The sequence below is a fragment of the Ruegeria sp. BJ5 genome, from assembly GCF_056537865.1.
The window spans coordinates 300176-325547 of the sequence record NZ_JBQFSH010000003.1; the positions used below are offsets into that span (position 1 = coordinate 300176).

The following is a 25372-nucleotide window of genomic DNA, read 5'->3' on the forward strand; positions in this document are numbered from 1 at the left end:
ATCGGCGCGACGAACGGTCGGCTTATGCGCCTCGCATTGAGAACATGCGCTTGTCTGAAAATGCAAGCACCGGCAGACTGCCCGGCAAATTCAACCTTATCCAGATCAGGGGCAACGGATGTCCGGAGCGCTCATTCGGTGTTTTGTCGCCATTCCCGTATCTTCCGAAATCGCCCAGCTATGCGCCGACGTCGCGCATGCAGCACATTGCGGTCGAAGTTTGCCTGCTGAAAACCTTCATCTGACGCTGGCTTTCCTGGGCGACCAGACCCGGGACGCCTTGATCGAACTGAATGATCATCTTGAGGCGGTTAGGTGCCCGGCCTTTTCTATCAGACTGTCCGGGCTGGGCAGCTTCGGCAACTCGCTGCACATGGCGGTAGAGCCCGATCCCGAACTCCTGCACCTGCATGAAAGCGTCCTGCAGTGCATTAGGCTGGCCGGGATGAGGCTGCAACGCCGCCGCTTTCGACCACATATCACCATCGTTCGGGGTATTGAATCGGCTCTAAACAGGGGCTTTTTGCAAATCCCAGTTCCCCAAGCCACCATGTTCGTGACCCAGTTCAACCTGAAGTCTTCGACATTACGGCCGGACGGGGCACGATATGAAACGCTGTCGACCTATCCTCTGCAGCTGCAAGGTTGGTCCGGTCAGGCTGACGACTTGGCCGACCGGTAGAGAGGCTGCACCATGTCACTAAACCGGGTGCCGGGATCGGTAAGGTTCAAAACCGCCCTGCTCAGATTCTTGGCAGCAGACTCTCCGATTTCTGCAGAAGAAAACTCGACAAACTTGTCGATGACGTCCTGTCGCGACATTGGAGCCTCAGGCCCGCCCCGGGCATGGATGTCACCCGAGCGGAAAACGCGACCGTCTTGCGTCGTTACCTGAACGTCGGCCCAGCGCCCGGCGGGAAAGCGGGAATTATGGCGGTCCGACTCGGATACGGTGATGCGGTTCAGGAAATCGGCGACGATCGGATCGGATAGTCCATCGCCGCTGATGTGCTCTACCCCGATCCGCCCGTGTACTGCAAAAGTCGAGACGGCAAATGGCAGCGAGTATTGCGCCTGCGACGTTGTCTCGGGCATCCCCGAATACAGTTGAACCGCTTCGTGAAAACTATGTATCTCGACGCGGGCGATCTGGTCATGGGTCAGATCGTGCGTGTTCATCACCGTGCGCAGCCCGTCGATGGCGGCATGGGCCCAGCGGCAGATCGGATAGGGTTTCACGTATTGATGTTCCATCTGCCAAAATGTGCCGAGGTCCTGCCAATAGGGTGCCGCGCGGGCTTTCTCGATGGTGATGGCGGGGGCGCCGGTAAAGCCGCGCTCGGCCAGAATCGCCGCCGACAAGCCTACCAGCGCGCCCCAGCCCGAGCCGTCATGCAGCATGGTCGGGTTGGCGATTTCGCGCATCATCTGGCTGCGGGGGCCGTGATATTCGGCAATGCCAAGGCCTTGGCGCAACTGGTCCGGTGAATGGCCCCGCAAGCGGGCCGCCATGGCAACCACGCCCAGTGCGTTCCACGCCCCCGAGGTGTGATAGTCACTGACGGTGGCGTGCAGGGCGATACCTGCGCGGCCCGCGATTTCGTAGCCGGTGATGACGGCGGCCAACGCATCGGGTCCCGACAGGTCTGGGCAGTGCTCGGTCAATGCGCACAGCGCGGGTATGACCACGACACCGATATGCCCCTTGGTCGGGTTGTAGCCGTCGTGTCCGTCGAGATTGTCGGTCTGCGTGGCGGCAGCGTAGGCCGCGCCCGCCAGACTGACCCGACGCCCATCACACAGCATCCGCGCTGAGAACGCAGAGTCGGTCGTTCCGTACAGCAATGCCGCAGTGTCGCGGGCGATCACGCCGGCCTCAATCGGGGTCGATGCGATCACGATGCCCAAAGTATCCAGCAGCATCAGGGCCGCCGCTTCGCGCGCACTGTCGGGCATCTGGTCCGCCGGGCGGTTCAGAACAAACTCGGCAACGCGGGCGAAGGTTTCGGTCACTTGGCACCCTCCATCGCCGGTTTTTGGTCACGCAGGCGCAGGCCCTTGGGGTCGAACGGAGGCGCATGCAGGATCCGCGCCCTGTGCGGCTTGCCCAGGATGAAGACATGCACCTCGTCACCCGGCTGAGCCACGGCTGGGTTGGCATAACCAATGGCCAGCGACTTGCCGACCGTATAGCCATAGGCGCCCGAAGTGACGCGCCCCACGGGCGCACCATCTGGGGTGAAGATCGGCTCGCCTCCGCTGGCATCGGCATCGTGGGTGACATCAACCTCGAAGATCGACAGCACCTCGCGCGCGGGATTGTCCTTGATCGCCAGCCAAGCCTCCTTGTGCAGGAAATCCTTGTCTGGCTTGATCAACACATCCAGACCGACCTCGTGCGGCCAGTACTCCTGAGAATACTCGCGCCCCCATGAGCCATAGCCTTTTTCGATCCGCAACGCGCCCAGAGCCCGGCTGCCGACCGGCCCGCCACCGCAGGCGCGGGCCGCGTCCAGAAGCGCTGTATAGAGTCTGATCTGATCACTTTCGGCGCAGTGCAGCTCCCACCCCAGATCGCCGGTGAAGCTGACGCGGATGGCAAGGCAGGTGACCCCGGCAACCTCGATCGTGGCCGAGCGCATGAAGCGGAACGCCTCATTCGACAGGTCGGCGTTGGTCAGCCGTTGCAAGGCCTCGCGCGATTTCGGGCCAGCGATGTTGAAGCCCGCGATGCGGTTGGTGGCAACTTCGAAGGTGGTGCCCTCGGGCAGGTCCACCATGTTGAAGAACCGTTGGTGATAGCGTTCGGCCATACCCGAACCAATCATCATGTAGTCGTCTTGGGCCGTCTTGGTGATGGTGAAATCGCCCGCCACACCGCCACGCACGGAAATCAGCGGGGTCAGGCATGAACGTCCCACTTCGGTCGGCACCCGGTTGGCCACCAACCGATCCAGCCAGTCATGCGCGCCCGGCCCCTTGATGACGTAGTTGGCAAAGTTCGAGATGTCGATCACGCCCACGCTCTTGCGCAGCATCCGGGCTTCTTGCTCCACCGGCTCGAACCAGTTCTGGCGGGTGAAGCCGTTGGTTTCGACCGTTCCGGGCTGATCGGCAAACCACAGCGGGTGTTCCCAGCCGCAGTTCAACCCAAAGACCGCGCCCATCTGCTTCTGCAACTCGTAGGCAGGGCGTACACGAGCGGGGCGGCCGGCGCTGCGTTCCTCGTTCGGGAAATGGATGGCGAAGCGGTGGGAATATTGGTCGGAGACTCGCGCCTTGGTGAAGTTCTTGTCGGCCCAGTCGCCGAACCGCGCCAGATCCCAGGCGAACATGTCGTATTGCGGCTCGCCCTCGATCATCCATTGCGCGGCCAGCAGGCCCAGCCCACCCGATTGCGAAAAGCCGGGGATGATACCGGTGCAGCAGAAATAGTTGCGCAGCTCGGGCACCGGCCCCCAGATGGCGTTGGAGTCCGGCGACCAGATCATCGGGCCGTTGATCACCCGTTTCACGCCTGCGGTCGCGGCCACCGGCACACGTTCGGTCGCGCGGATCACGTTCTCCATGATCCGGTCCAAGTCGTCGGGAAACAGGTCATGGGCGAAATCCAGCGGCGTGCCATCCTCGGCCCAGAACCGCATGTCTTTCTCGTAGGCGCCGATCAACAGGCCGTTGCCTTCCTGCCGGAAGTAATACTCGCCGTCGCGGTCGGCGATCGAGGGCAGACGGCGGCCGAGAGCTGCCACCTCGTCAATCGCTTCGGTCACGAAATACTGGTGCTCGGTCGGTTGCAGCGGCAGGGCCAGCCCGGCCAAAGCCGCCACCTCGCGCCCCCACAACCCGGCTGCGTTGACCACCCATTGCGTGTGGATGTCGCCCTTTTCCGTGCGCACGATCCACGAGCCATCGGGCTGCGGTTCAGTCCCGATTACGGGGCAAAACCGCTGAATCTCGGCCCCCAGCGCCCGCGCCCCGGCCGCATAGGCATGGGTCACCCCCGAGGGGTCCACGTTGCCGCCGTCGGGTTCATACATGATGCAGCGGACATCATCGAACTGCGCCAGCGGGTGCAGCTCCATCGCCTGCTCGCGGCTGATCTCATGGAAGTTCAGGCCATAGAACCGCGCCTTGGCCTCTTGCAGGCGCAGCTGGTGCTCGCGCGCTTCGGTCTGGGCCAGATACAGCGAACCCGGCTGGAACACGCCGCAGCCCTGCCCGGTTTCCTGCTCCAGCTGCTTGTACAGGTTCATCGTGTAGTGCTGGATGCGGGTGACGTTGTTGTTGTCGTGCAGCCCGTGAATGTTGGCCGCCGCGTGCCAGGTTGAACCGCTGGTCAGCTCGTCCCGCTCCAGCAGTATCACGTCGGTCCAGCCCAGCTTGGCAAGGTGGTAGAGGATGGAACAACCGACAAGGCCCCCTCCGATCACGACGGCCTGTGCATGGGTTCTCATTGGACTTCTCTCCTGACTGGCGGGGGCGCGTCACCCCTCGGCATCAGAAGTCAGCCACAGTGTCCGCACACCGTATGCTCTGTTCCCGACCCCAAATGTCGGGAACAGTGCAAGTTGGGCCGGAATCCCGATTTGGGATCGTCTAATAGGGTGCCTCGACGTCGTTCATCGAGACATAGACGGTTTTCATTTCCGAATAGTGGTTGATCGCCAGCTTCGAGTTCTCGCGCCCAACACCCGACAGTTTTGACCCGCCAAACGGCGCTTCGACCGGGGCCAGGTTGTAGGTGTTGATGTAGCAGGTGCCCGCTTCGAACCCGGCCACCACGCGATGGGCGCGGGTCAGGTCCTTGGTGAAGACGCCGGCGGCCAGGCCAAACTCGGTGGCGTTGGCGCGGGCCATCACTTCGTCCTCGGTCTCGAAATCCAGCACCGACATGACGGGGCCAAAGATCTCCTCGCGGGCGATGGTCATGTCGTCGGTCACGTCGGCAAAGACCGTGGGCTGAATGTAGAAGCCCGGGCGATCCAGCCGCGCACCGCCATGGACCAGCCGTGCGCTCTCGGCCTTGCCCTTCTCGATATAGCCCAGAACGATGTTCATCTGGTTTTCGCTGACCATCGGGCCGAAGTTCACGGCCTCATCCATCGGGTCGCCGATCTTCACATTGGCAAGGCGTTCGGTCAGACGGGTCAGGAAGGCCTCTTTGATGCCTTTCTGCACGAAGACCCGCGTGCCGTTGGAACAGACCTGACCGGATGAGTAGAAATTGCCCAGGATCGCGCCCGAGACGGCGTTGTCGATATCGGCATCGTCGAACACGATAAGGGGCGACTTGCCGCCCAGTTCCATCGTGACGTGTTTCATGCCCTCGGCCGCGGCGGCATAGACCTTGCGGCCCGTGGGCACCGAGCCCGTCAGCGACACCTTGGCCACGCGCGGGTCGGTGACCAGCGCGGCGCCCACATCGCCATAGCCCTGAACCACGTTGTAGATGCCCTTGGGGGCACCGGCCTCGATCAGGATCTCAGCGACTTTCAACGCCGACAGGGGCGTGGTTTCCGAGGGTTTGAACACCATCGCGTTGCCACAGGCCAGCGCCGGAGCGCCCTTCCAGCATGCGATCTGGGTCGGGTAGTTCCACGCGCCGATGCCGACGCAGACGCCCAGCGCCTCGCGGTTGGTATAGACGAAATCGCCGCAGCCCAGCGGGATATGCTCACCGGTCAGTGACCCGGCCAGCCCGCCGAAATATTCCAGCGCATCCGCGCCCGAGGTCGCATCGGCCACCAGCGTTTCCTGTAACGGTTTGCCGGTGTCATGGGTTTCCAGGATCGACAGCTCGTGGTTGCGGTCGCGCATGATGTCGGCGGCGCGGCGCAAGACGCGGCCGCGCTCGGTCCCGGTCATGGCCGCCCAGGTCTTTTGCGCGAGTTTCGCGCTGTTTAGAGCCTGTTCGATGATCTGCGGCGTCGCCGAATGCAGGCGGGCGATGACCTCGCCCGTGGCCGGATAGATCACGTCGATCGGGGTGCCTGCGGTGTCTTCGACATATTCGCCATCAATAAAGTGGCTGGCCTTGGGCTGAACATTCATTGCGGATCCTTTTTTCTCGGGCCCCGGGGAGACAGGTGCCGGTCGGTTTCATCCGCAGGTAATGATTATTGATTGATCAGTCAATAAAGCACTGCTTTGGGCGAATTTTTGCCAACAAAAAAAGGGGCCCTCTTGAAAAAAATGGTTAATGTTCCATCTCTGTTCTGCATGATCGGAGGATCACCAGATGGAACAGTCTTTGCGCAAATCCACCCCGATGGGGCCGACCAACGACTACCACATTCTGCCCGTCACAGACCGTCAGATGCGCTATGCGCGCGCGATCGCCCAGCAGTCCGCTCTGGAGATCCCGGTCGAGGCGCAGCGCGACCGGCGATCCATGTCCGATTGGATTTCGGCGCACAAGCCGCACGATCCCTCCCCCTTTGCCGACTACCCGACGGGCAAACAGGTGGCCTTTGCCGAGCGGATCTCGCGCACAAAACGCCGCCCGATCCCCAGCGAGTGCTTCCGCGACAAACGTGCGATGTCGCAATGGATTGATCGGAACAAGTGAATAAGTGTGGCCGGCGGGCTCAGGCGTCTTTGTCATGGCGATGGCGATGCGACCGACCATACAGCCCCACGGCCGCAGCCACGAATAGGCCCAGTAGAATATAGCCGGTAATCGCCTCAGCCACGGCAAGGGCGCGGCACACACCAACTGGCCGCAAGTCACCAAAACCAACCGTCGTGAAGGTAACATACGAGAAATACAGGACATCCGCCGGACCGCGGGCGCCTTCAACGCACAGATCGTAGTACCCATATGACCCGTAGACTGCAGCGAACAGAAACGGCACGACCTGGATGAAGGAAATTCCCATCAGCAGCAACTGCCGCTTGGGCGAGCGCACAAGCGCCATGTAGTACCAGGTTTGAGAGAACAGCCAAATCGCCAACCCGATGGTGGCCGCGGCTCCGATTGTGTCGCCGGCGGCGGATTCGGTCAGGTGTGAAAGGATGTACCAAGCCAGAGCACTGAGCATGACAAGGCCCATCGCTGCGATCAGCGTGGGCTTCCAATCCTGCAATGTGGTTGGATCATGCGCCATCGTCCCCCTCCCCAAGCACGGGTACCCGCCATATTTTAACGCCGGGCGCATCATCGCAAGCTTTTTTGCGTGATTCGAAGCTATTGGCCGCCGATATGCTCTTCGCCCCGCGCCCGTGCCAGCGTGATCTGTTTCTGCCGTTCGCGGAACCGCGCCTTGTCGGCCTCGGACGTCTCGTGGATGCACTGGTGGCAGGACACGCCATGTTCGTATTCGGGGCGGTCCCTGTCCTGAGGCAGGATCGGGCGGCGGCAGCCATGACACAGCTGGTGCGGCCCCTCGACCAGCCCGTGCCCTACGGAAACGCGATTGTCGAACACGAAGCACTCACCCTTCCAGGTGCTGTCCTCAGGCGGGACCTCCTCAAGATAGCGCAGGATGCCGCCTTTCAGGTGGTACACATCCTCGACCCCCTGCCCAAGCAAATAGTTGGTGGATTTCTCGCAGCGGATGCCACCGGTGCAGAACATGGCGACGCGCTTGTTGTGGAATCGGTGCTTGTTCTGCTCCCACCAGGTGGGAAAATCGCGAAAACTGGCCGTTTTAGGGTCGATTGCGCCGTCGAACGTGCCGATCGACACCTCATAGTCATTGCGCGTGTCGATCACCACCACGTCATCCGAACGGATCAGGTCGTTCCAGTCCTGCGGCTCGACATAATGGCCGGTGCGGGCGCGCGGATCGACATCCGGCTGGCCCATGGTCACGATCTCTTTCTTCAGGCGCACCTTCATCTTGCCAAAGGGCGGCTGGCTGGCGGTGGCCTCTTTCCATTCCAGATCGGCACAACCCGGCAGCGCCCGGATAAACGCCAGCACCGAGTCGATCCCGGCGCGGGGGCCGGCGATGGTGCCGTTGATGCCTTCATGCGCCAGCAGCAGCGTGCCCTTGACCGACTGCGCGCGGCACAGCTCCAGCAGCGGCGCGCGCAGGGCGTCCGGGTCGGCAAAACGGGTGAAGTGATAAAGTGCGGCGATCGTGTACATGGCCGCGATCTAATGCGCGGCCCCCCGCAACGCAAGACACCGCATTGACGACCCCCGCCCGCCCCCCTACCGATAGGACACGCAAAGGAGGCCGCCATGACCCATGCCCTGATCGTGATCGATGTCCAGAACGACTTCTGCCCCGGCGGCGAACTGGCGGTTCCCAACGGGGATGAGATCGTCGCCCCGATCAATGCCATGATGCCCGATTTCGATGCGGTGATCCTGACGCAGGACTGGCACCCGGCGGGTCATTCCTCGTTCGCGTCATCCCATCCGGGCAAGGCGCCCTATGATCTGGTCGAGATGCCCTATGGCCCACAGGTCCTGTGGCCCGACCACTGCGTGCAGGGCACGCCCGGCGCCGAATTCCACCCCGACCTGCGCACCGACGCCGACCTGATCCTGCGCAAGGGCTTCCGCAGTGCGATCGACAGCTATTCGGCCTTCTTCGAAAACGACCGGACCACGCCCACTGGGCTGGAAGGCTATCTGCGCACGCGCGGGATAGACCGGTTGACGCTGGTGGGGCTGGCGACCGATTTCTGCGTGCATTATTCGGCGGTGGATGCGGCCCGGCTGGGCTTTGATGTGGCCGTCAGAACCGACGTTTGCCGCGCAATCGATCTGGATGGGTCGCTCGCAGCGGCGGAACCGGCCATGCGCGACGCGGGTGTTACGCTGGCCTAACGGTTCAGGGCGTCGCTCCGGCCGCAGCCAGATATTTCAGCAGGACGAACACGATTACCGCAAGGCCAAGGGCGAAGCCAATGCGCCCCGGCACGGTTCTTCGGTCAGGTTTTGCGGGCGCAGGTGTGGCCGGTTGCGGGCGGCGCACCGGATCGCGGCGTTTGATGCCGATCCCAGGCTGCGCGCTGCGAACATGGCGCAGAAAGTCGCGCAGATTGAATTCACCGCAATACTGGCCGCGCAATCCCGTGGCCCGAATATTTGCAAACAGCTGGCGCAGGACCTTTTCGCGGGCCGCGGCGTCTTCGGGCGGATAGAAACCACGCGATTCACCACTGCCGTGGCTGTCCAGAATGAATCCGGCATCTACGAACACCTGACGCAGATTCGGTGACGCCCCCCTCAGAGCATCAGCCGTCTTCACATCGCGAAAACGCGCGCAGACCGTTGCGGTTTTCGGCTCAGTCGTAGCCGACGAACCGCAATCGCTCCCATCTTTTGCAATCGTTACAATATCAAAGTCGTAAGCCAGACCCATTCAACCAACTACTACCTTCTCGTACCATCCCACCGACTAACTAGACCGCGAAAAGAACAGACATTATGCCCGCATTATGGCCTGTCCTTGGCATTGTTACCAAATCCGCGACTCTTGCCATTCACCGCCCTGATTGATCTAACAACGGAAATGGCAGGAGTTCCCCATGGTCGACATCGCGACCCGTGTCTACAATCACAAATGGAAGATCGACCCGATTGTCCGGTCGTTGATCGACACGGACTTCTACAAACTGCTGATGTGCCAGTCAGTGTTTCGAAACCGACCCCAAACAACGGTCGAGTTTTCCTTGATCAACCGCTCGAATCACGTCCCCCTGGCCAAGTTGATCGACGAGGGCGAACTGCGCGAACAGCTGGACCATATCCGCTCGCTCAGCCTCAGCCGGGGTGAAAGCACCTGGCTGCGGGGCAATACCTTCTACGGCAAACGCCAGATGTTCCGCCCCGATTTCATGGAATGGTTCGAGAATCTGCGCCTGCCGCCCTATCACCTCGAACGCCGCGGCGATCAGTACGAGCTGACATTCGAAGGCAAATGGCACGAGGTCATGCTGTGGGAGATTCCTGCCTTGGCGGTGCTGATGGAGCTCCGCTCACGCGCGGTTCTGAACGACATGCGCCGGTTCGAGCTTCAGGTTCTCTATGCCCGCGCCATGACCCGTGTCTGGGAAAAAATCGAAACGCTGCGCGGCATTCCCGGTTTGGGGATCGCAGATTTCGGCACCCGGCGGCGGCATTCCTTCCTGTGGCAGGACTGGTGCGTGCAGGCGATGATCGAAGGGCTGGGCCCGGCCTTCACGGGAACGTCGAACTGCCTGATCGCCATGCGGCGCGAGGTCGAGGCGATCGGCACCAATGCGCATGAACTGCCGATGGTCTATTCGGCGCTGGCCGAAACCGACGAAGGACTGGCCCGCGCGCCCTATGACGTGCTGAGCGACTGGCATGACGAACATGACGGCAACCTGCGGATCATCCTGCCCGACACCTATGGCACCAAGGGGTTTCTGGACCGCGCACCCGACTGGCTGGCCGGCTGGACCGGCATCCGCATTGACAGCGGCGATCCGGCCAAGGGCGCCGAGATCGCCATCGAGTGGTGGAAATCGCGCGGCGAGGATCCCAGCCAGAAGCGGATCATATTCTCGGACGGGCTCGATGTGGACAAGATCCGCGAATTGCACGGCCAATTCGCGGGCCGGGTGAAGGTCTCGTTCGGGTGGGGCACGTTGCTGACCAACGATTTCCGCGGTCTGGTGCCGGGGGATGCGCTGGCGCCGTTCTCGCTGGTGTGCAAGGCGGTCTCGGCCAATGGGCGGCCGACGGTGAAACTGTCGGACAACCCCGAAAAGGCGATGGGGCCGAAAGACGAGATCGAGCGCTACAAGCGCGTCTTTGGCGTAGGGGAACAAGAAGCGATCGAAGTGATCGTCTAGCCCGGCTCAGCCGTGATGGGCGGCCACGGTTTTCAACTGGGAAAAACCGTACAGCGCCTCGAACCCCTTTTCGCGGCCATGGCCCGATTTTCCGACCCCGCCGAACGGCAGCTCGACCCCGCCGCCCGCGCCGTAATTGTTGATGAACACCTGCCCCGCACGCAGCCGTTTGGCCAGCCGCATCTGCCGCGCGCCGTCCCGCGTCCAGACCCCGGCCACCAGCCCATAGTCGGTGCCGTTGGCGATTTGAATGGCCTGCTCCTCGGTGTCGAAGGGGATCAGAACCTGGACCGGGCCAAAGATTTCCTGCTGCGCCAGCGGATGATCGGGCGGCACGTCACCAAACAGCATCGGGCGCACATAAGCCCCGCCCGGCGGCGCGTGATCCACGATCCGGCCTTGTGCGGCGATCTCAAGATCGGCCCCCTGCGCCAGAAAGCCGGTCACGATCTGCTTCTGCCGGTCCGAGATCAGCGGCCCGACACGCAGATCCTCGGTCGCGGGGCCGACGGTCAGGTCGGCATAGGCGGCGGCCATGCGCGCCTTGACCTCGGCATAGACGCCGCGCTGCACCAGAACACGCGACCCGGCCGAGCAGGTCTGGCCCGCGTTCTGGATGCCCGCATTCACCAGAAACGGCAACGCCGCCTCCAGATCGGCATCATCGAACACCAATTGCGGAGATTTCCCGCCCAGTTCCAGCGTCACCGGCACCACGTTGGCCCCGGCCGCCTGCTGCACCAGCGCACCCGTCGCCACGGACCCGGTGAAAGAGATGTGGTGCACACCCGGATTGCCGGACAGCGCCGCCCCGGCCTCGGCCCCGATGCCGGGCACCACGTTCAGCGCCCCGGCCGGCAGGCCGGCCTCGGTGGCCAAATGGGCAAAGGCCAACGCGGTCAGACAGGCCTCTTCGGCCGGTTTCAGAATGCAGGCATTGCCCATCGCCAGCGCCGCCCCGACCGAGCGGCCGATGATCTGCATCGGATAGTTCCACGGCACGATATGGCCGGTCACGCCATGCGGCTCGCGCAGGGTGTAGACCGTGTAGCCGTCCAGATAGGGGATGGTCTCGCCCATCACCTTGTCCGCCGCTCCGCCGTAGAATTCGCAGTACCGCGCCAGCGCCACCGCATCGGCGCGGGCTTGGGTCAGCGGTTTGCCAACGTCCAAGGCTTCGAGCAACGCAAGTTCTTCGGTCCTGTCCTGCACCAACTGTCCAAGACTGGTCAGGATACGGCCCCGCTCAACGGCGGTCATGCGCCCCCAGTCTCCGTCCAGCGCCGCCTGCGCGGCCTGCACGGCGGCATCGATCTGCGGCACCCCACCACGCGCGATCCGGCAGAGCGGCGTGCCGTCGGACGGGTTGGTCAGATCAAGCGTGTCGTCGGTTGCGACCCAATCGCCTCCGATCAGGCACAGGGTGGGATCAAACCAGATGGGATTTTGCATATCTGCCTCCAAAACAGGCTCTAACAAAGCGGTATCATGCCGCGCCCTGCCCGATCTGGGGCAATTTCGGCACGGCTTGGATCAGGGTTTGCGTATAGGGGTGCTGCGGGTCCGCGAACACGCGCTCGGTCTCGCCCTGTTCGACGATGCGGCCCGCCTGCATCACCATCACCCGGTCGGTGATGGTGCGCACCACGCTCAGGTCATGGCTGATGAACAGGTAGGTCAGGTCATAGGCCGCACACAGCTCGGCCAGCAGGTCGAGGATTTGCGCCCGGACCGAGACATCCAGCGCCGAGACCGCCTCGTCGAACAGGATCAGCTCGGGCCGGATGATCAGGGCGCGGGCGATGGCGATGCGCTGGCGCTGCCCGCCCGAGAATTCGTGGATGTATTTGCCTGCATCGTCGGGCGAGAGCCCGACGGCGGTCAACATCTCAGCGATGCGATCCTGCCGTTCAGACCCGGTGGGCGGGGTTTCCAGCAGGTGAAAAGGTTCGGTGATCAGGCGGGCGACCCGGTGGCGGGGGTTGAAGCTGCCGAACGGGTCCTGGAACACCACCTGCATCTTGCGACGCACGGCCAGGTTGGGTTTGTGCCCGGTGAACACCGGCTGGCCGTCCAGCAGGATCTGCCCGCCCTGCACCTCCTCGAGCCCTAAAATGGCTCGCGTTAGAGTCGATTTTCCGCAACCGGACTCGCCCACAAGCCCAAGGCGTTCGCCCCGATTCAGCGTGAAACTCACATTGTCCACGGCGCGATGATGGCCGGGCTTTTCGAACAGCCGCGTGCGCGGCAGGCGATAGTCGCGCACCACGTTGAGGACCTCGAGCAACGGCGCGGGCGCGGGCGGCGCAGGCAATGCGACCCGGTGGCCCGAGGCCTGAAACAGCATCCGCGTATAGGCATGCTGCATGTGGCGCAGCAGGTGGTCGGTGGCCCCGGTTTCGACCACTCGCCCCTTCTGCATCACCACGATCCGGTCGGCCATGTCGGCCACGACCGCCAAATCATGGGTGATCATCAGCAGGCCCATGCCGTATTCGGTGACCAGCCCCCGTAGCAGATCGAGGATCTGCGCCTGCGTGGTCACATCCAGCGCGGTTGTCGGCTCGTCCGCGATCAGCAGCCGGGGGCGCAGGGCGATGGCCATGGCAATCACCACCCGCTGCCGCTGCCCGCCCGACAATTCGTGCGGGTAGCGGTCCAGCGGGAACCTCTCGGGCGGCAGGCCGACGCGGGTCAAAACCTCGCGGGCACGGGCCTCGGCCTGATCGGGCGGCATCGCCTTGTGGATCAGGATGGTCTCCATCACCTGCGCCCCGATGGTCTGGACCGGGTTGAGCGCCGTCATCGGCTCTTGGAACACCATGCCGATCGCCGCCCCGCGCAGGGCGCACATCTCGGCCTCGGGCAGGCCTAGCAGGTCCTGCCCGTCCAGTCGCAGCGCCCCCGATGTCCGCGCCCCGTTGGGCAATAGCTGCATCACCGCCAGCGCCGTAATCGACTTGCCCGAACCGCTCTCGCCGGTGACGGCCACGATCTGTCCGGGATCGACGGACAGGCTTACGTCCTTGAGGATGCCGACGGCGTGGATCGACAGCGACAGGTTATGGATTTCCAGCAGGCTCATGCGCGCGCCGCCCGGATGCGGGGGTCGAGCCAGTCGCGCAGCCCGTCGCCCATCAGGTTCAGCCCCAGCACCGTGACGATGATCGCCAGCCCCGGAATCAGAGCCAGATGCGGGGCAAAACTGACCATTGTCTGCGCATCGGCCAGCATGCGGCCCCAGCTGGGCGTGGGAGGCTGCGCGCCCAGACCGACATAGGACAGACCCGCCTCGGCCAGAATACCCAGAGAGAACTGGATGGTGCCCTGCACGATCAACAGGTTGGCGACGTTGGGCAGGATGTGCTCGGCCGAGATGCGCGCCGCGCCCTTGCCCGCGACGCGGGCCGCCAGGATGAACTCGCGCTCCCACAGGGACAGCGCCGCGCCGCGGGTAATGCGGGCGAAGACGGGGATGTTGAAGATGCCGATGGCGATGATCGCGTTCACCGCACCGGGGCCGAAGACGGCGGTGATTAGGATGGCAATCACCAGCGAGGGAAAGGCAAAGACCAGATCGTTGCCGCGCATGATCAGCTCGTCCAGCCAAGACCCCTTGCGCGCCGCGGCCGTCAGGCCCAATGGCACGCCGAACCCCATGCCAATGCCCACCGCCACCAGCGCCACCGCGATCGAGGTGCGCGCACCCACCATGATCATCGAGAACATGTCGCGCCCGAAATGATCGGTACCGAACCAGTGCTGTGCGTTGGGCGGCTGCAGCTTCTCGGGGATGTTCAGCGCGGCGTGGTCATAGGGTGTCCAGACGAAGGACAGCAGGGCCATCAGCACCACCACCGAGGTCAGCCCCGCCCCAAGGATCAGCGCGCGGCTCATGTGCGGCTCCGCAACCGGGGATCGACCGCGGCATAGGCCAGATCGACCAGGAAGTTCACCGTGATGACCGCAAAGACCAGCAGCATCACCACCGACTCCACAACGATCAGGTCCCGCGCCGAGATCGCCTGGAACACCAGCCGCCCCAGCCCGGGCAGGTAGAAGACCTGCTCGATGATGATCGACCCGGCCAGCAGAAACGAGAACTGCAGCCCGATGATCGTCAGCACTGGGATAAGCGCATTGCGCACCCCGTGCCGCCACAGCGCCTGGCGGCGCGACAGCCCCTTGGCGCGGGCGGTGCGCATGAAATCCTCACCCAGAATGTCCAGCAGCGCCGAGCGCATGACCCGCGACAGAATCGCCGCCTGCGGCAGGGCCAGCGCGATCGCCGGCAGCGTCAGCGAGTGCAGCCCGGCCCACAGGCCGTTGTCCCACCCCGCGAACCCGCCCGCGTTGAACCAGCGTAGATTGATCGCGAATATCAGCACCAGCATCATCGCGAACCAGAAGTTCGGCACCGCGATGCCCAACTGCGTGGCCCCCATCACCGCCAGATCGCCCGGCTTCCCCCGGCGCGCGGCGGCATAGATGCCGACCGGAAAGGCGATCAGCGTCGACAGTGTCAGCGCATAGAGCGCCAGCGGCAGCGACACCCACAGCCGGTCGGCCACCATCTGCGCCACCGGCGTGCGATAGGTGTACGAGGTACCGAAATCTCCGGCCAGCATGCCGCTGACCCAGTTCAGGTAGCGCTGCGGTCGAGACACGTCCAAGCCCAGCTCGGCGCGCAGGGCAGCCAGCGTTTCAGGCTGGGCGTTCACCCCCAGCATGAACGAGGCCGGGTCCCCCGGCGCCACCTCGATCACCGCGAAGATGACCACCGAAGCGATAGCCAGGCTGAGTGCCAGCGAAATCAGACGTTTGAGCGCATATCGGAGCATTGCCGCCACGTTAGGCCGGGATTGGCCGCCGGTCCAGCGGCACAGCGCGTCAGGACTGCATCAGAAACGCCCAGACCGCATAGCCCACGATCGCGGCATAGCCCAGCGGATAGATCCACTTGATCGCGTAGTTGTCCAGCTTGCGCGCCGTGTCCTCGCGCCCCGAGACCTTGAGCCGCCGCAGCATAACGTTGAATACCACCAGCGCCCCGGTCATCAGGAACATGCATTGCAGGATGAAATCCAGAAAGGTCAGATAGCCCAGCTTGGGCAGATCGGCCGAGATTGCCCAGTTGAAGGCGACAAAGACCAGCAGGTTGGCCCCCGCGATATCGATCCGCTTGCGGTATTCGTCCAGAAAGAACAGCGCCCAGCCGACCAGAACCAGCACCAGCATGGGCAGGAACACCCGGATGACATAGTAGGTCAGGTGGCGCTTGCCCTCGAAGACCAGCGACACCTGATCGCTTTCATTGCCCGACAGGCCGGTCGTGGTCGAGGCCAGCATACGGGCGTTGCCCAAAATCCACTCCTCTTCGCCCAGCGTGTCGCCCAGCCCCGAGAACTGGTCCAGCGCGTAGTAGTGCACGAAGTCGGACGGAAAGACCGAGACGACCTCGAAGTGGAACTCCTGCGTGTCGAAGGGGAACCTGAGGAAGTTGAAATGCGGCGCCTGCAGCGTCAGCGAGGATTTCTCGACAAACGTCACATGCCCATCATGGCGCAGAGCGGCCGCGGATTCGTGCACCCAGCGGTTGGATTGCTGGTTGTGGATGACGAAGGCCGGAACCACCGCATCCCGGGCGGCCGCATGGCGCACGAAGGCCGGCGGATCGAATACGCGGAAATCGCGGCCCAGCTCATCCGGATCGAACGCCAGGGCCGGATCGCTCCATTCAAAACGCAGCACGACCACTGCGCCATAATTCTCGGCCTTCTGATCGACCGAAGTGATCTGGTCGATCTTGATGCCGACGCCGACCTCGACCGGGTTTTCCGGGGTGCCCAACAGCGCGCTGTGGCCATCCTGAAACAACCCTTGCGCGCCCGAGGGCCCAGACAGGGCCAGGGCGACCATGAAGAAAAACACCGAAACCAGGCAACGTGTCATCTGAAACAGACCCTAATATGGGGAAATGGGCCCGCAAGGCGGACCCGAAAGGCTCATTCCGCCCAGCTGATCGCGGTCAGGTCAATGGCCGCCGTGGGCGCGTTTTCCCACAGGCCCTGAACGCCGGCCTTGGCCACGCCCAGCTTGGCCAGCTGGAACAGATAGGCGTTGACGTAATCCTCGGCGATCATGCGCTGCGCCTCGCCCATAAGGCGGGTGCGTTCGTCGGGGTCGGTGGTCGCGTTCAGCGTTGCCATCAGAGCCTGGAAGTCCAGGTTGTCATATTGGAAGTAGTAATCCGGCCGGGCATAGATGCCGATGTCCATCGGCTCGGTATGGCTGACGATGGTCAGGGCGAAATCCTTGCCCTTGAACACGGTTTCCAGCCACTGCGCCCATTCCACGTTGATGATCTCGGCTTTGATGCCGACCTCGGCCAGTTGCGCGGCCACGATCTCGCCTCCGCGGCGGGCGTAGGAGGGCGGCGGCAAGTGCAACGTGGTTTCGAACCCGTCCGCGAATCCGGCCTCGGCCAGCAGGGCGCGGGCCTTGTCCGGGTCATGTGCCGAATTGCCGGTCAGATCGACATAGGCCGGGTTGTGCGGCGCGAAATGCGTGCCGATCGGCGTGCCGTAGCCGAACATCGCACCATCGATGATCGCCTGACGGTCGATCGCATGGGCCAGCGCCTGCCGCACCCGCACGTCGTCGAAGGGCGGCTTCTTGTTGTTGGTCGCCAGAATGGTTTCGCCCTCGGTCGAACCGACAAGCACCTGAAACCGCGGGTCGGCCTCGAATTGCGGCAGGTTCTCGGGGGCGGGGAAATTGTCAAACACGTCCACGTCCTCGGCCATCATCGCGGCAAAGGCGGCGGTGGGGTCCGAGATGAACTTGAACGTGGCCTTCTCCAGCGCGGGTTGGTCACCCCAGTAATCGGGGTTGCGCTCCAAGGTGATGCGGTCGCCCTGGACCCATTCGGCGAACTTATAGGCGCCGGTGCCCACCGGGTTGGTCTTGATGCCCTCGATGCTTTCGGGCGCCACGATCACCGCGTCGCCCCAGGCCAGGTTGAACAGGAAATTGCCGTTGGGGTCTGCCAGAGTGATTCTGACGGTCAGCGGGTCCACGACCTCGACGCTTTCAATCCCGGCGAACAGGGCCTTCTGCGCATTGGCGCTGTCCTCGGCGGTGGCGCGGTCGAGACTGAACTTCACGTCCTCAGCATCCATCGTGGTGCCATCGTGAAAGGTGACGCCATCGTGCAGCGTGAAGGTATAGACCTTTCCGTCCTCGGAAATCTCCCAGCTTTCGGCTAGCCCCGGCACGACCGAGCCATCGCCCATGAACCGGGTCAGCCCTTCGAACACGTTGGTGTAGACCACCGAATCGATGGCTTGCGCGGCGGCGCTGGTCGGGTCCAGATGCGGCGGCTCCAGCTGCATGGCGATGGTGATGTCCGACCGGGCCATGGCCTGCGAGGCGAGCAGCCCCACGCCCAGCGCCATGGCGCAGGCAAAGGTGCGAAAGAACGGCTTGGTCATGTAAATTCCCTCCCAGAATGTGCGGATGGGCGGCGTATGACGCGGCCCTGACGGAAACAATGTCCCTGCAAACCTTGGGTCATTCAAGGAAATGTTCGCGCAACCGGGGTTTCTCTGGCCCCTGCCGATCTGCTATGCCGCGCTGCAACATGAACCCCGCGAGGAGCGAGCATGAGCGCCACCGCCCGCAAGACAGCCCCGAATGCCGAGGATATCCGCGCCCGCAAAGGGGGCGATCCGCTGGTCAGCCTGACTGCCTATACCACGCCGATGGCCCGGCTGATGGACCCCCATTGCGACTTCGTCCTGGTGGGCGACAGCGTGGGCATGGTGCTGCACGGGCTGAGCTCGACCCTGGGCGTGACGATGGAGATGATGATCCTGCACGGTCAGGCCGTCGCCCGCGGGCTCGAGACGGCGATGATGGTCATCGACATGCCCTTTGCCAGCTATGAAGAAAGCCCCGAGCAGGCCTTCCGCAACGCGGCCCGGCTGATGGCCGAGACTGGCGCCGGCGCGGTTAAGTTGGAAGGCGGGGACGAGATGGCCGAGACGATCCGCTTTCTGGTCAAGCGCGGCATCCCGGTGATGGCGCATGTGGGTCTGACGCCGCAATCGATCAACACTCTGGGCGGCTACAAGGTGCAGGGCCGCGACGAACAGGCCGATGCGGTGCTGGCCGACGCCCGCGCCGTGGCCGAGGCCGGGGCGTTTTCCGTCGTGCTCGAGAAGGTTCCGCAGGGTCTGGCCGACCGGATCACCGCCGAGGTGCCCATCCCCACCATCGGCATCGGGGCCTCGGCGGGTTGTGACGGGCAGATCCTGGTGGTCGACGACATGCTGGGCTTTTTCACGGCCTTCAAACCGAAATTCGTCAAACGCTATGCCGATCTGGGCCCGCTGGCCGAGGCCGCCATCGCCGAATACGCCGCCGAGGTGCGCGCCCGCACCTTCCCCGCGGCCGAGCATGTGTTTGCCGATCAGGCCCCTGCCAAGGGGGGCAAGGCATGACCGCGGCCATCCTGCGCACCCTGCCGGACCTGCGCGCCAAGACCCAAACTTGGCGCCGGGCGGGCCAGATCATCGGCGTGGTGCCCACCATGGGCGCGCTGCATCAGGGGCACCTGTCGCTGGCACAGGCGGCGCGGGCCGATTGCGACCGCGTGATCGTGACGATCTTCGTCAACCCCAAACAGTTCAACAACCCCGAGGATCTGGCCAAGTACCCCCGCACCGAGCAGGACGACGCGGCCAAGCTGGCGCCAATGGGGGTCGATGCGATCTATGTTCCCGACCCGGACCAGATCTATCCAGACGGGTTCGCCACCACCGTTTCCGTCGCCGGGCTGACCGACGTGATGGAGGGCGAATTCCGCCCCGGACATTTCGACGGCGTGGCGACCGTCGTGGCGAAACTGTTCCTGCAAACGCAGGCGGACAGGGCCTATTTGGGCGAAAAGGACTATCAGCAGTTGATGGTCGTGCGCCGCATGGCCCGCGATCTGGACATCCCGATCGAGGTGATCGGCTGCCCCACCGTGCGCGAGCCCTCGGGGCTGGCGATGTCCTCGCGCAATCTGCGTCTGTCGGACCAGGGGCTGGCGACCGGGGCTCGGATGCAAGCGGTTATGCAGGACGTGGCCGGGCAACTGGCTCAGGGGGCCGCATTCGCGGATCTGGTGGGGCCGGCTCGCGACACGCTGCTGACGGCGGGCTTTTCCGAGGTGGAATATATCGACCTTCGCTGCGCCGAAACGCTTGCGCCGCTGACCGCCGCCACCCGCCCCGCGCGCCTGTTCGCCACCGCTTGGCTGGAGGGCGTGCGCCTGATCGACAATATCGACGTGCCGGTGGCTTGAAACTGGGGTCTGGAACGGCCCCGACCAATCGCCTAATGTCCCCTGAAAATGAAGACCGGGGGGAGCACGGGCATGACCTATATTCTGGCAATCGATCAGGGCACCACGTCCTCGCGCGCGATCCTGTTCGACGCGCAGATGCAGCGCGTGGGCACCGCACAGCAGGAATTCACCCAGTATTTCCCGCAGGAAGGCTGGGTCGAGCACGACCCCGAGGAAATCTGGGACAGCGTCCTGAAAGTATGCCGGCAGGTGATGAACGAGGTGGGCGCCTCGGCCGACAAGATCGCCGGGATCGGCATCACCAACCAGCGCGAAACCACCGTGGTCTGGGACAAGACGACCGGCAAGGCCATCCACAACGCCATCGTCTGGCAGGACCGCCGCACCGCAGAGATCTGCCAGCGGTTCCGTGACGCGGGCTGCGAGGATGACGTGACCGCCCAGACCGGCCTGCTGCTCGACCCGTATTTCTCGGGCACCAAGGTCAAGTGGATACTGGACACCGTACCCGATGCGCGCGACCGGGCCGAGGCGGGCGAGCTGCTGTTCGGCACCATCGACAGTTTCCTGATCTGGCGCCTGACCGAGGGCCGCGTCCACGCCACCGACGCCACCAACGCCGCGCGCACCCTGCTGTTCGACATCCACAAGGGCAACTGGAGCGCCGAGATCTGCGATCTTCTGGACGTGCCGCTGTCGATGCTGCCCGAGGTGCGCGACTGCGCGGCCGATTTCGGCCAGACCGGCCTGTTCGGCAGGACGATCCCGATTCTGGGCGTGGCCGGCGACCAGCAGGCCGCCACGATCGGGCAGGCCTGTTTCCAGCCTGGGATGATGAAATCCACCTATGGCACGGGCTGTTTCGCGCTGCTGAACACCGGCACGCAGCCGGTGGAGTCGAAAAACCGCCTGCTGACCACCATCGCCTATCAGCTGGACGGTCAGCGGACCTATGCGCTGGAAGGTTCGATCTTCATCGCGGGCGCGGCGGTGCAATGGCTGCGCGACGCGCTGCAGATCATCGACTCGGCCCCGCAAAGCGGCGAACTGGCCGCGCAGTCCGACCCCAACCAGCATGTGGTGCTGGTGCCCGCCTTCACCGGGCTGGGCGCGCCCTATTGGAAGCCCGACTGCCGCGGCGCCATGTTCGGCCTGACCCGCAACTCGGGCCGGGCCGAGATCGCACGGGCCACGCTGGAAAGCATCGCCTTCCAGACCCGCGACCTGTGGCACGCGATGCAGGGCGATTGGGGCGCCGAGGCCGACGTGATCCTGCGGGTCGATGGCGGGATGAGCGCCTCCGACTGGGCGATGCAGGGCCTGTCGGACATTCTGGGCGCGCCGGTCGACCGGCCGGTGATGCAGGAAACCACGGCGCTGGGCGCAGCCTGGCTGGCGGGGATGAAGGCCGGGGTCTACCCCGATCAGGCCGGATTTGCCGAAACCTGGGCGCTGGACCAACGGTTCGAACCGATCCTGCCCGAGGCTGACCGCGAAGCAGCCTATGCGCGCTGGCAGCGGGCAGTTCGGGCCACCATGGCGTTCTGATCCACTCTGACCCGCGGCGCAGCCCGGGTCAGCTGTGATCCTTCAGCAGGCGCTGTTTCTGGCGCGACCAGTCGCGCTTGGCCTGGGTTTCGCGCTTGTCGTGGATTTTCTTGCCCTTGGCGATGCCGATCTTCAGCTTGGCCCGACCCCTGTGGTTGAAATACAGCACCAGCGGCACCAGCGTCATGCCCTTGCGCTGCGTGGCGTTCCACAGGTTCGACAGCTCTTTACGGGACACCAGCAGCTTGCGCCGGCGGCGCTCTTCGTGCTTGAACGCCTTGGCCTGCTCGTAGGGCGCGATGTAGCTGTTGATCAGCCACAGTTCGCCATCCTCGACCGCGGCATAGCTTTCGGCGATGTTCGCCCCGCCCGCGCGCAGAGACTTGACCTCGGACCCTTCCAGCACGATGCCGCACTCGATATCCTCTTCGATCGCGTAATCGAAGCGGGCCCGCCGGTTTTCGGCGATCACCTTGTAGTTGGGCTCTTTCTTCTGCTTGGCCATGACGCCGTGATGTATGCGGCTTCGTCAGCCCTTGCAAGATGGGCGCGTCAGGATTTGGCCGAGATGATCAGGTCGGGGCCAAAGATCGTGTCTGCGTGATTGTGCAGATAGATCTTCAGCCACGGGGTGAACCGTTCGGGGTGACGGCGCACTTCGGCCAGCAGATCGTGGTAGTCGATCCAGCGGATCTCCATCACCTCGTCGGGATTGGGCTCGATCTTCAGCGGCCCGCGCACATGCGCCAAGAACACGTCCACGACCTCGTTTTCGACCATCCCGTTGCCGACATCCGCATGATATTCCAGCCGGTGCCGGTATTCCGGATACAGGCCGGTAATGCCCAACTCCTCGCGCAGGCGGCGCACGGCGCAGTCCGAGGAGTTTTCGTCCCAGTCGGGATGGGTGCAACAGGTGTTCGCCCATAGGCCGGGCGTGTGATACTTGCCCAGCGCGCGGCGCTGCATCAGAATCTCGGTCCCCCGCACGACGAAGACCGAGACCGCCTTGTGCTTGAGCCCCTTTTCGTGGGCTTCCAGCTTGTCCACGGGTGTCAGCTCGCCATGAACCCAAGCCGGGATCATGATTCCCATCTGTCCTCTCCTGGTGTGACTGCGTCGGTCTGGCGGCATCGGCGACCGGGCGCGATGCGCTGGCGGATTGGGCGCAGTGTTTTTTTGGTCTGCGACAAAACTGGCGATGATCGACGTTGCAATCAAGCGCACGAAAGGCCGCAGGGCTGCGGCCTTTTGTACTTGTTCCGGTTTTTTGGCAAGTGCGGCTTATTCGGCCGAAACGCTTTGCAGATAGGCAAAGACGTCCTCGCCACCCTTCTTCAGTTTGAAGGTCATCTTCGACTTGGCCGAGGTTTCACCCAGGTAGTCCTTCAGGAACGCCTTGGGGTCCTGAACATAGGCAACAAAGCTTTCCTCGTCCCAGACCAGACCTTTTTCACCGGCCGCAACCAGGCTGTCGCCGTATTTGAAGCCTTCCTCTGCACCTGCGGCGCGGCCAGCGATACCGTACAGGTTCGGCCCGGTCTTGCCGCCCTTGACGATGGCTTCGCCGTCGGGCGTTGCGATCATGTGGCAGGACTTGCACTTGTTGAAGGTCTTGGCACCGGCTTCGGCGTCGCCTTCGGCCAGGGCCGGCACGGCCAGCAGGCCGGCGATGGCAGTCGCGATGATACGTTTCATTGGCGTTGCTCCGATATGAATTGGCTGCCCTTTAACCAGTATCAAACGCGCGCAGAGTCAATGCGCAATTTGACGCGCGGCGGCGACCTGACGCAGTCAAAAAGGTATATTTTCAAGGCGTATTTTGCAGATCCGACCAGCACGGCAACAGGTCGCCCGGCGCCGGTTTCGCATGATAGACCGCGCGCGCGATGGCGCGGGTCAGGCACAGGGCAGCGGCGTGGCCCAGCAGGGCCAGATCGGCCTCGGCAGAAGGGATCCGCCCCGTGCTGACGCCGAACACCAGGTCACCGTCGCCCGGCGTGTGGGCGGGCAGGATGGCGCGGGCGATCCCGTCATGGGCGGCCACCGCCATGCGCTGGCATTGCGGTTTGGTCAGGGCGGCATCGGTGGCGACGATGGCGATGGTCGTGTTGGCCTTGTCGGGCGGGGGATGGCCCATTGCCCGGGCCTTGCGGCTGGGCACGGGGTCCCCCAGTCCGGACGCCGCATCCGGCCCCAGCCCGCCGAACTCGGCCCCGATCTCGAACGGGGCGGCCCAAAAATGCCGGTCCCCCGGGGTGATGACGCTGCCCAGCGGGTTGGCTGCAACCAGCGCACCCACTGTCACGCCGCCCGGCAACACCGCCGAGGCGGAGCCCAGCCCACCCTTGCACATGGCCGTCAGCGCGCCGGTTCCGGCCCCGGCGCTGCCCAGATCGAACCTCTCCGCCGCGGCGTCGAATGCGGCCCGGCCCAAGGCGCGGTACGGGTTTTCACCCCACGCCTTGTCGCCACCGTTCAGCAGGTCGAACAGAATCGCCCCGGGTACGATCGGCACCACGGCTGACCCCACCTGAAACCCGCGTCCCTGTGCATGCAGCGCGTCCATCACGCCCGAACAGGCATCCAGCCCGAAGGCCGAGCCTCCTGAAAGCACGATCGCATCCACCCGGTCGACAGTTTTGTCGGCGGCCAGCAGATCGGTCTCACGCGTGCCGGGGGCGCCCCCCATCACATGCACCGAGGCCCGCAGCGATTGATCTCCGGTCAGGACGGTGACGCCGGATTTCAGGGCCGCGTCCTGTGCGTTGCCCACCAGCAGGCCGGGCACGTCGGTGATCAGGTTTCTGGGTCCGGGGGTCATTGAAGTTTGTCCTTTACTGCGGGAAAGCGGGCTGCCTCTGGCGGGGATATCTCTAGCCAGATGAAGGACAGGCTCAGATGCAGCGGCCCCCGTCCACCTCGAGCGCGGTGCCGGTGATCATGCTGGCCTCATCCGAGCACAGGAAACAGGCGGCGTTGCCCATGTCCTGCGGGGTCGAGAACCGGCCCAACGGGATGGTCGACAGGAACCTTGCGCGGATTTCGGGCGTGTCCTCGCCCATGAAGGATTTCAGCAGCGGCGTTTCCCCCGCCACCGGGCAGATCGCGTTCACGCGCACACCGGACGGGGCCAGTTCGACCGCCATGGTCTTGGTTGCGGTGATCATCCAGCCCTTGGAGGCGTTGTACCAGTTCAGGTTCGGGCGCGGTGACAATCCGGCGGTCGAGGCGACGTTCAGGATCGCCCCCGACCCGCGCGATTTCATATGCGGCACCAGCGCCCGCGCGGTCAGAAAGACCGACTTCATGTTCACGCGATAGACGCGGTCGAAGTCTTCTTCACTGACCTCCTCCAGCGGCGTCGGAAGGTGGGTCACGCCGGCATTGTTCACAAGGATGTCGAGGTGGCCGTAGAGTCCCAGCGCCGCATCCGCCATCGCCTGGACCGAGTCGCCGTCGGAGACATCCACCTGGCAGTGGTCGGCCAGCGGGCCCAGCGTTGCCGCCATGTGACGCGCGGCATCCCCGTTGATATCGGCGATCATCACCCGTGCGCCCTCGGTCAGGAATTTCTGCACGATCCCGGCCCCGAACCCGGATGCGCCGCCGGTCACGATTGCGGTTTTTCCCTCCAGCCTCATGGCCTTGCCTCCCTGCCGCCTGTTGCGGTCAGACTAGCAACGGCAG

General features: G+C 64.0%; 24 protein-coding genes. 7 read left to right on the top strand and 17 right to left on the bottom strand.

What is annotated here, in order from left to right; translation table 11 throughout:
• Nucleotides 1-118 precede the first annotated feature (118 nt).
• A complete protein-coding gene (gene thpR, locus ACR0NY_RS12210; protein ID WP_170341021.1) occupies nt 119-682 on the top strand; it encodes an RNA 2',3'-cyclic phosphodiesterase in 564 nt (187 codons plus the stop codon).
• Here the strand turns inward: thpR and ACR0NY_RS12215 are convergent.
• The 3 genes from ACR0NY_RS12215 to betB all read right to left on the bottom strand — a co-directional run bounded on the left by ACR0NY_RS12215 (nt 655) and on the right by betB (nt 6051).
• The gene (locus ACR0NY_RS12215; RefSeq protein ID WP_170369082.1) at nt 655-2013 is read right to left on the bottom strand and encodes an MmgE/PrpD family protein; all 1359 of its coding nucleotides are present in this window, start codon (nt 2011-2013) and stop codon (nt 655-657) included. The two genes, thpR and ACR0NY_RS12215, sit on opposite strands and share 28 nt — an antisense overlap.
• On the bottom strand, nt 2010-4454 hold the full coding sequence (locus tag ACR0NY_RS12220; protein ID WP_170369081.1) for a GcvT family protein: 2445 nt from the start codon (nt 4452-4454) through the stop codon (nt 2010-2012). Before ACR0NY_RS12220 ends, ACR0NY_RS12215 begins: the two co-directional genes overlap by 4 nt.
• 142 nt (nt 4455-4596) lie before the next feature.
• Nucleotides 4597-6051: a betaine-aldehyde dehydrogenase gene (gene betB, locus ACR0NY_RS12225; RefSeq protein WP_170369080.1), complete on the bottom strand. Its 1455-nt coding sequence runs from the start codon at nt 6049-6051 to the stop codon at nt 4597-4599.
• Between the two features lie 187 nt (nt 6052-6238).
• Here betB and ACR0NY_RS12230 point away from each other — a divergent pair, with 187 nt between their 5' ends.
• Nucleotides 6239-6568, top strand: a complete 330-nt coding sequence (locus tag ACR0NY_RS12230; RefSeq protein ID WP_093964087.1) for a hypothetical protein — start codon at nt 6239-6241, stop codon at nt 6566-6568.
• Nucleotides 6569-6587: 19 nt separating this feature from the next.
• Here the strand turns inward: ACR0NY_RS12230 and ACR0NY_RS12235 are convergent, their stop codons facing one another.
• Complete coding sequence (locus ACR0NY_RS12235) at nt 6588-7106, bottom strand: potassium channel family protein (protein WP_093964086.1); 519 nt, start codon at nt 7104-7106, stop codon at nt 6588-6590.
• An 80-nt stretch (nt 7107-7186) separates the two neighbouring features.
• Nucleotides 7187-8092, bottom strand: coding sequence for an oxygen-dependent tRNA uridine(34) hydroxylase TrhO (gene trhO, locus ACR0NY_RS12240; RefSeq protein ID WP_170341012.1), 906 nt, complete (start codon nt 8090-8092; stop codon nt 7187-7189).
• Nucleotides 8093-8188: 96 nt separating this feature from the next.
• Between trhO and pncA the strand changes: the two genes are divergently transcribed.
• Nucleotides 8189-8782: a bifunctional nicotinamidase/pyrazinamidase gene (pncA, locus tag ACR0NY_RS12245; protein ID WP_170369079.1), complete on the top strand. Its 594-nt coding sequence runs from the start codon at nt 8189-8191 to the stop codon at nt 8780-8782.
• Between the two features lie 4 nt (nt 8783-8786).
• Here the strand turns inward: pncA and ACR0NY_RS12250 are convergent, their stop codons facing one another.
• Nucleotides 8787-9158 (bottom strand): hypothetical protein, encoded by a 372-nt coding sequence (locus ACR0NY_RS12250; RefSeq protein ID WP_254432930.1) that lies wholly within the window; start codon nt 9156-9158, stop codon nt 8787-8789.
• A gap of 328 nt (nt 9159-9486) precedes the next feature.
• Between ACR0NY_RS12250 and pncB the strand changes: the two genes are divergently transcribed.
• Nucleotides 9487-10779: a nicotinate phosphoribosyltransferase gene (gene pncB / locus ACR0NY_RS12255; protein WP_170341005.1), complete on the top strand. Its 1293-nt coding sequence runs from the start codon at nt 9487-9489 to the stop codon at nt 10777-10779.
• 6 nt (nt 10780-10785) lie between these two features.
• Here pncB and ACR0NY_RS12260 read toward each other — a convergent pair whose 3' ends face one another.
• From ACR0NY_RS12260 to ACR0NY_RS12285, 6 genes are read right to left on the bottom strand one after another with little or no spacing between them, the layout of a single operon-like run.
• Nucleotides 10786-12231, bottom strand: coding sequence for an aldehyde dehydrogenase family protein (locus ACR0NY_RS12260; protein ID WP_170341003.1), 1446 nt, complete (start codon nt 12229-12231; stop codon nt 10786-10788).
• Nucleotides 12232-12265: 34 nt separating this feature from the next.
• Nucleotides 12266-13864, bottom strand: coding sequence for an ABC transporter ATP-binding protein (locus ACR0NY_RS12265; RefSeq protein ID WP_170369078.1), 1599 nt, complete (start codon nt 13862-13864; stop codon nt 12266-12268).
• Nucleotides 13861-14676 carry an ABC transporter permease gene (locus tag ACR0NY_RS12270; protein WP_170340999.1) on the bottom strand — a complete coding sequence of 272 codons (816 nt, stop codon included), beginning with the start codon at nt 14674-14676 and terminating at the stop codon, nt 13861-13863. Before ACR0NY_RS12270 ends, ACR0NY_RS12265 begins: the two co-directional genes overlap by 4 nt.
• On the bottom strand, nt 14673-15620 hold the full coding sequence (locus tag ACR0NY_RS12275) for an ABC transporter permease (protein ID WP_093964078.1): 948 nt from the start codon (nt 15618-15620) through the stop codon (nt 14673-14675). Before ACR0NY_RS12275 ends, ACR0NY_RS12270 begins: the two co-directional genes overlap by 4 nt.
• Before the next feature lie 49 nt (nt 15621-15669).
• Nucleotides 15670-16731: a ligand-gated ion channel gene (locus tag ACR0NY_RS12280; RefSeq protein WP_170340995.1), complete on the bottom strand. Its 1062-nt coding sequence runs from the start codon at nt 16729-16731 to the stop codon at nt 15670-15672.
• A gap of 53 nt (nt 16732-16784) precedes the next feature.
• A complete protein-coding gene (locus ACR0NY_RS12285) occupies nt 16785-18272 on the bottom strand; it encodes an ABC transporter substrate-binding protein (RefSeq protein WP_170369077.1) in 1488 nt (495 codons plus the stop codon).
• Between the two features lie 171 nt (nt 18273-18443).
• Between ACR0NY_RS12285 and panB the strand changes: the two genes are divergently transcribed.
• From panB to glpK, 3 genes are all read left to right on the top strand, one after another.
• A complete protein-coding gene (gene panB / locus ACR0NY_RS12290; protein ID WP_170369076.1) occupies nt 18444-19283 on the top strand; it encodes a 3-methyl-2-oxobutanoate hydroxymethyltransferase in 840 nt (279 codons plus the stop codon).
• Entirely contained in the window at nt 19280-20131 is an 852-nt protein-coding gene (gene panC / locus ACR0NY_RS12295; protein WP_170369075.1) for a pantoate--beta-alanine ligase, read from the top strand. The genes panB and panC overlap by 4 nt, the downstream gene beginning before the upstream one ends.
• 72 nt (nt 20132-20203) lie before the next feature.
• The gene (glpK, locus tag ACR0NY_RS12300) at nt 20204-21682 is read left to right on the top strand and encodes a glycerol kinase GlpK (RefSeq protein WP_170369074.1); all 1479 of its coding nucleotides are present in this window, start codon (nt 20204-20206) and stop codon (nt 21680-21682) included.
• Nucleotides 21683-21710: 28 nt separating this feature from the next.
• On the opposite strand, the gene smpB is transcribed toward glpK, so the two are convergent.
• The 5 genes from smpB to ACR0NY_RS12325 form a co-directional block, all read right to left on the bottom strand.
• Complete coding sequence (gene smpB / locus ACR0NY_RS12305) at nt 21711-22187, bottom strand: SsrA-binding protein SmpB (protein ID WP_170369073.1); 477 nt, start codon at nt 22185-22187, stop codon at nt 21711-21713.
• A gap of 47 nt (nt 22188-22234) precedes the next feature.
• Nucleotides 22235-22777, bottom strand: coding sequence for an isopentenyl-diphosphate Delta-isomerase (idi, locus tag ACR0NY_RS12310; RefSeq protein WP_093964071.1), 543 nt, complete (start codon nt 22775-22777; stop codon nt 22235-22237).
• 189 nt (nt 22778-22966) lie between these two features.
• A complete protein-coding gene (locus ACR0NY_RS12315; RefSeq protein WP_093964070.1) occupies nt 22967-23380 on the bottom strand; it encodes a c-type cytochrome in 414 nt (137 codons plus the stop codon).
• A 112-nt stretch (nt 23381-23492) separates the two neighbouring features.
• Nucleotides 23493-24506 carry a P1 family peptidase gene (locus ACR0NY_RS12320; RefSeq protein ID WP_170340983.1) on the bottom strand — a complete coding sequence of 338 codons (1014 nt, stop codon included), beginning with the start codon at nt 24504-24506 and terminating at the stop codon, nt 23493-23495.
• Nucleotides 24507-24579: 73 nt separating this feature from the next.
• A complete protein-coding gene (locus ACR0NY_RS12325; protein ID WP_170340981.1) occupies nt 24580-25326 on the bottom strand; it encodes an SDR family oxidoreductase in 747 nt (248 codons plus the stop codon).
• Nucleotides 25327-25372: the final 46 nt, after the last annotated feature.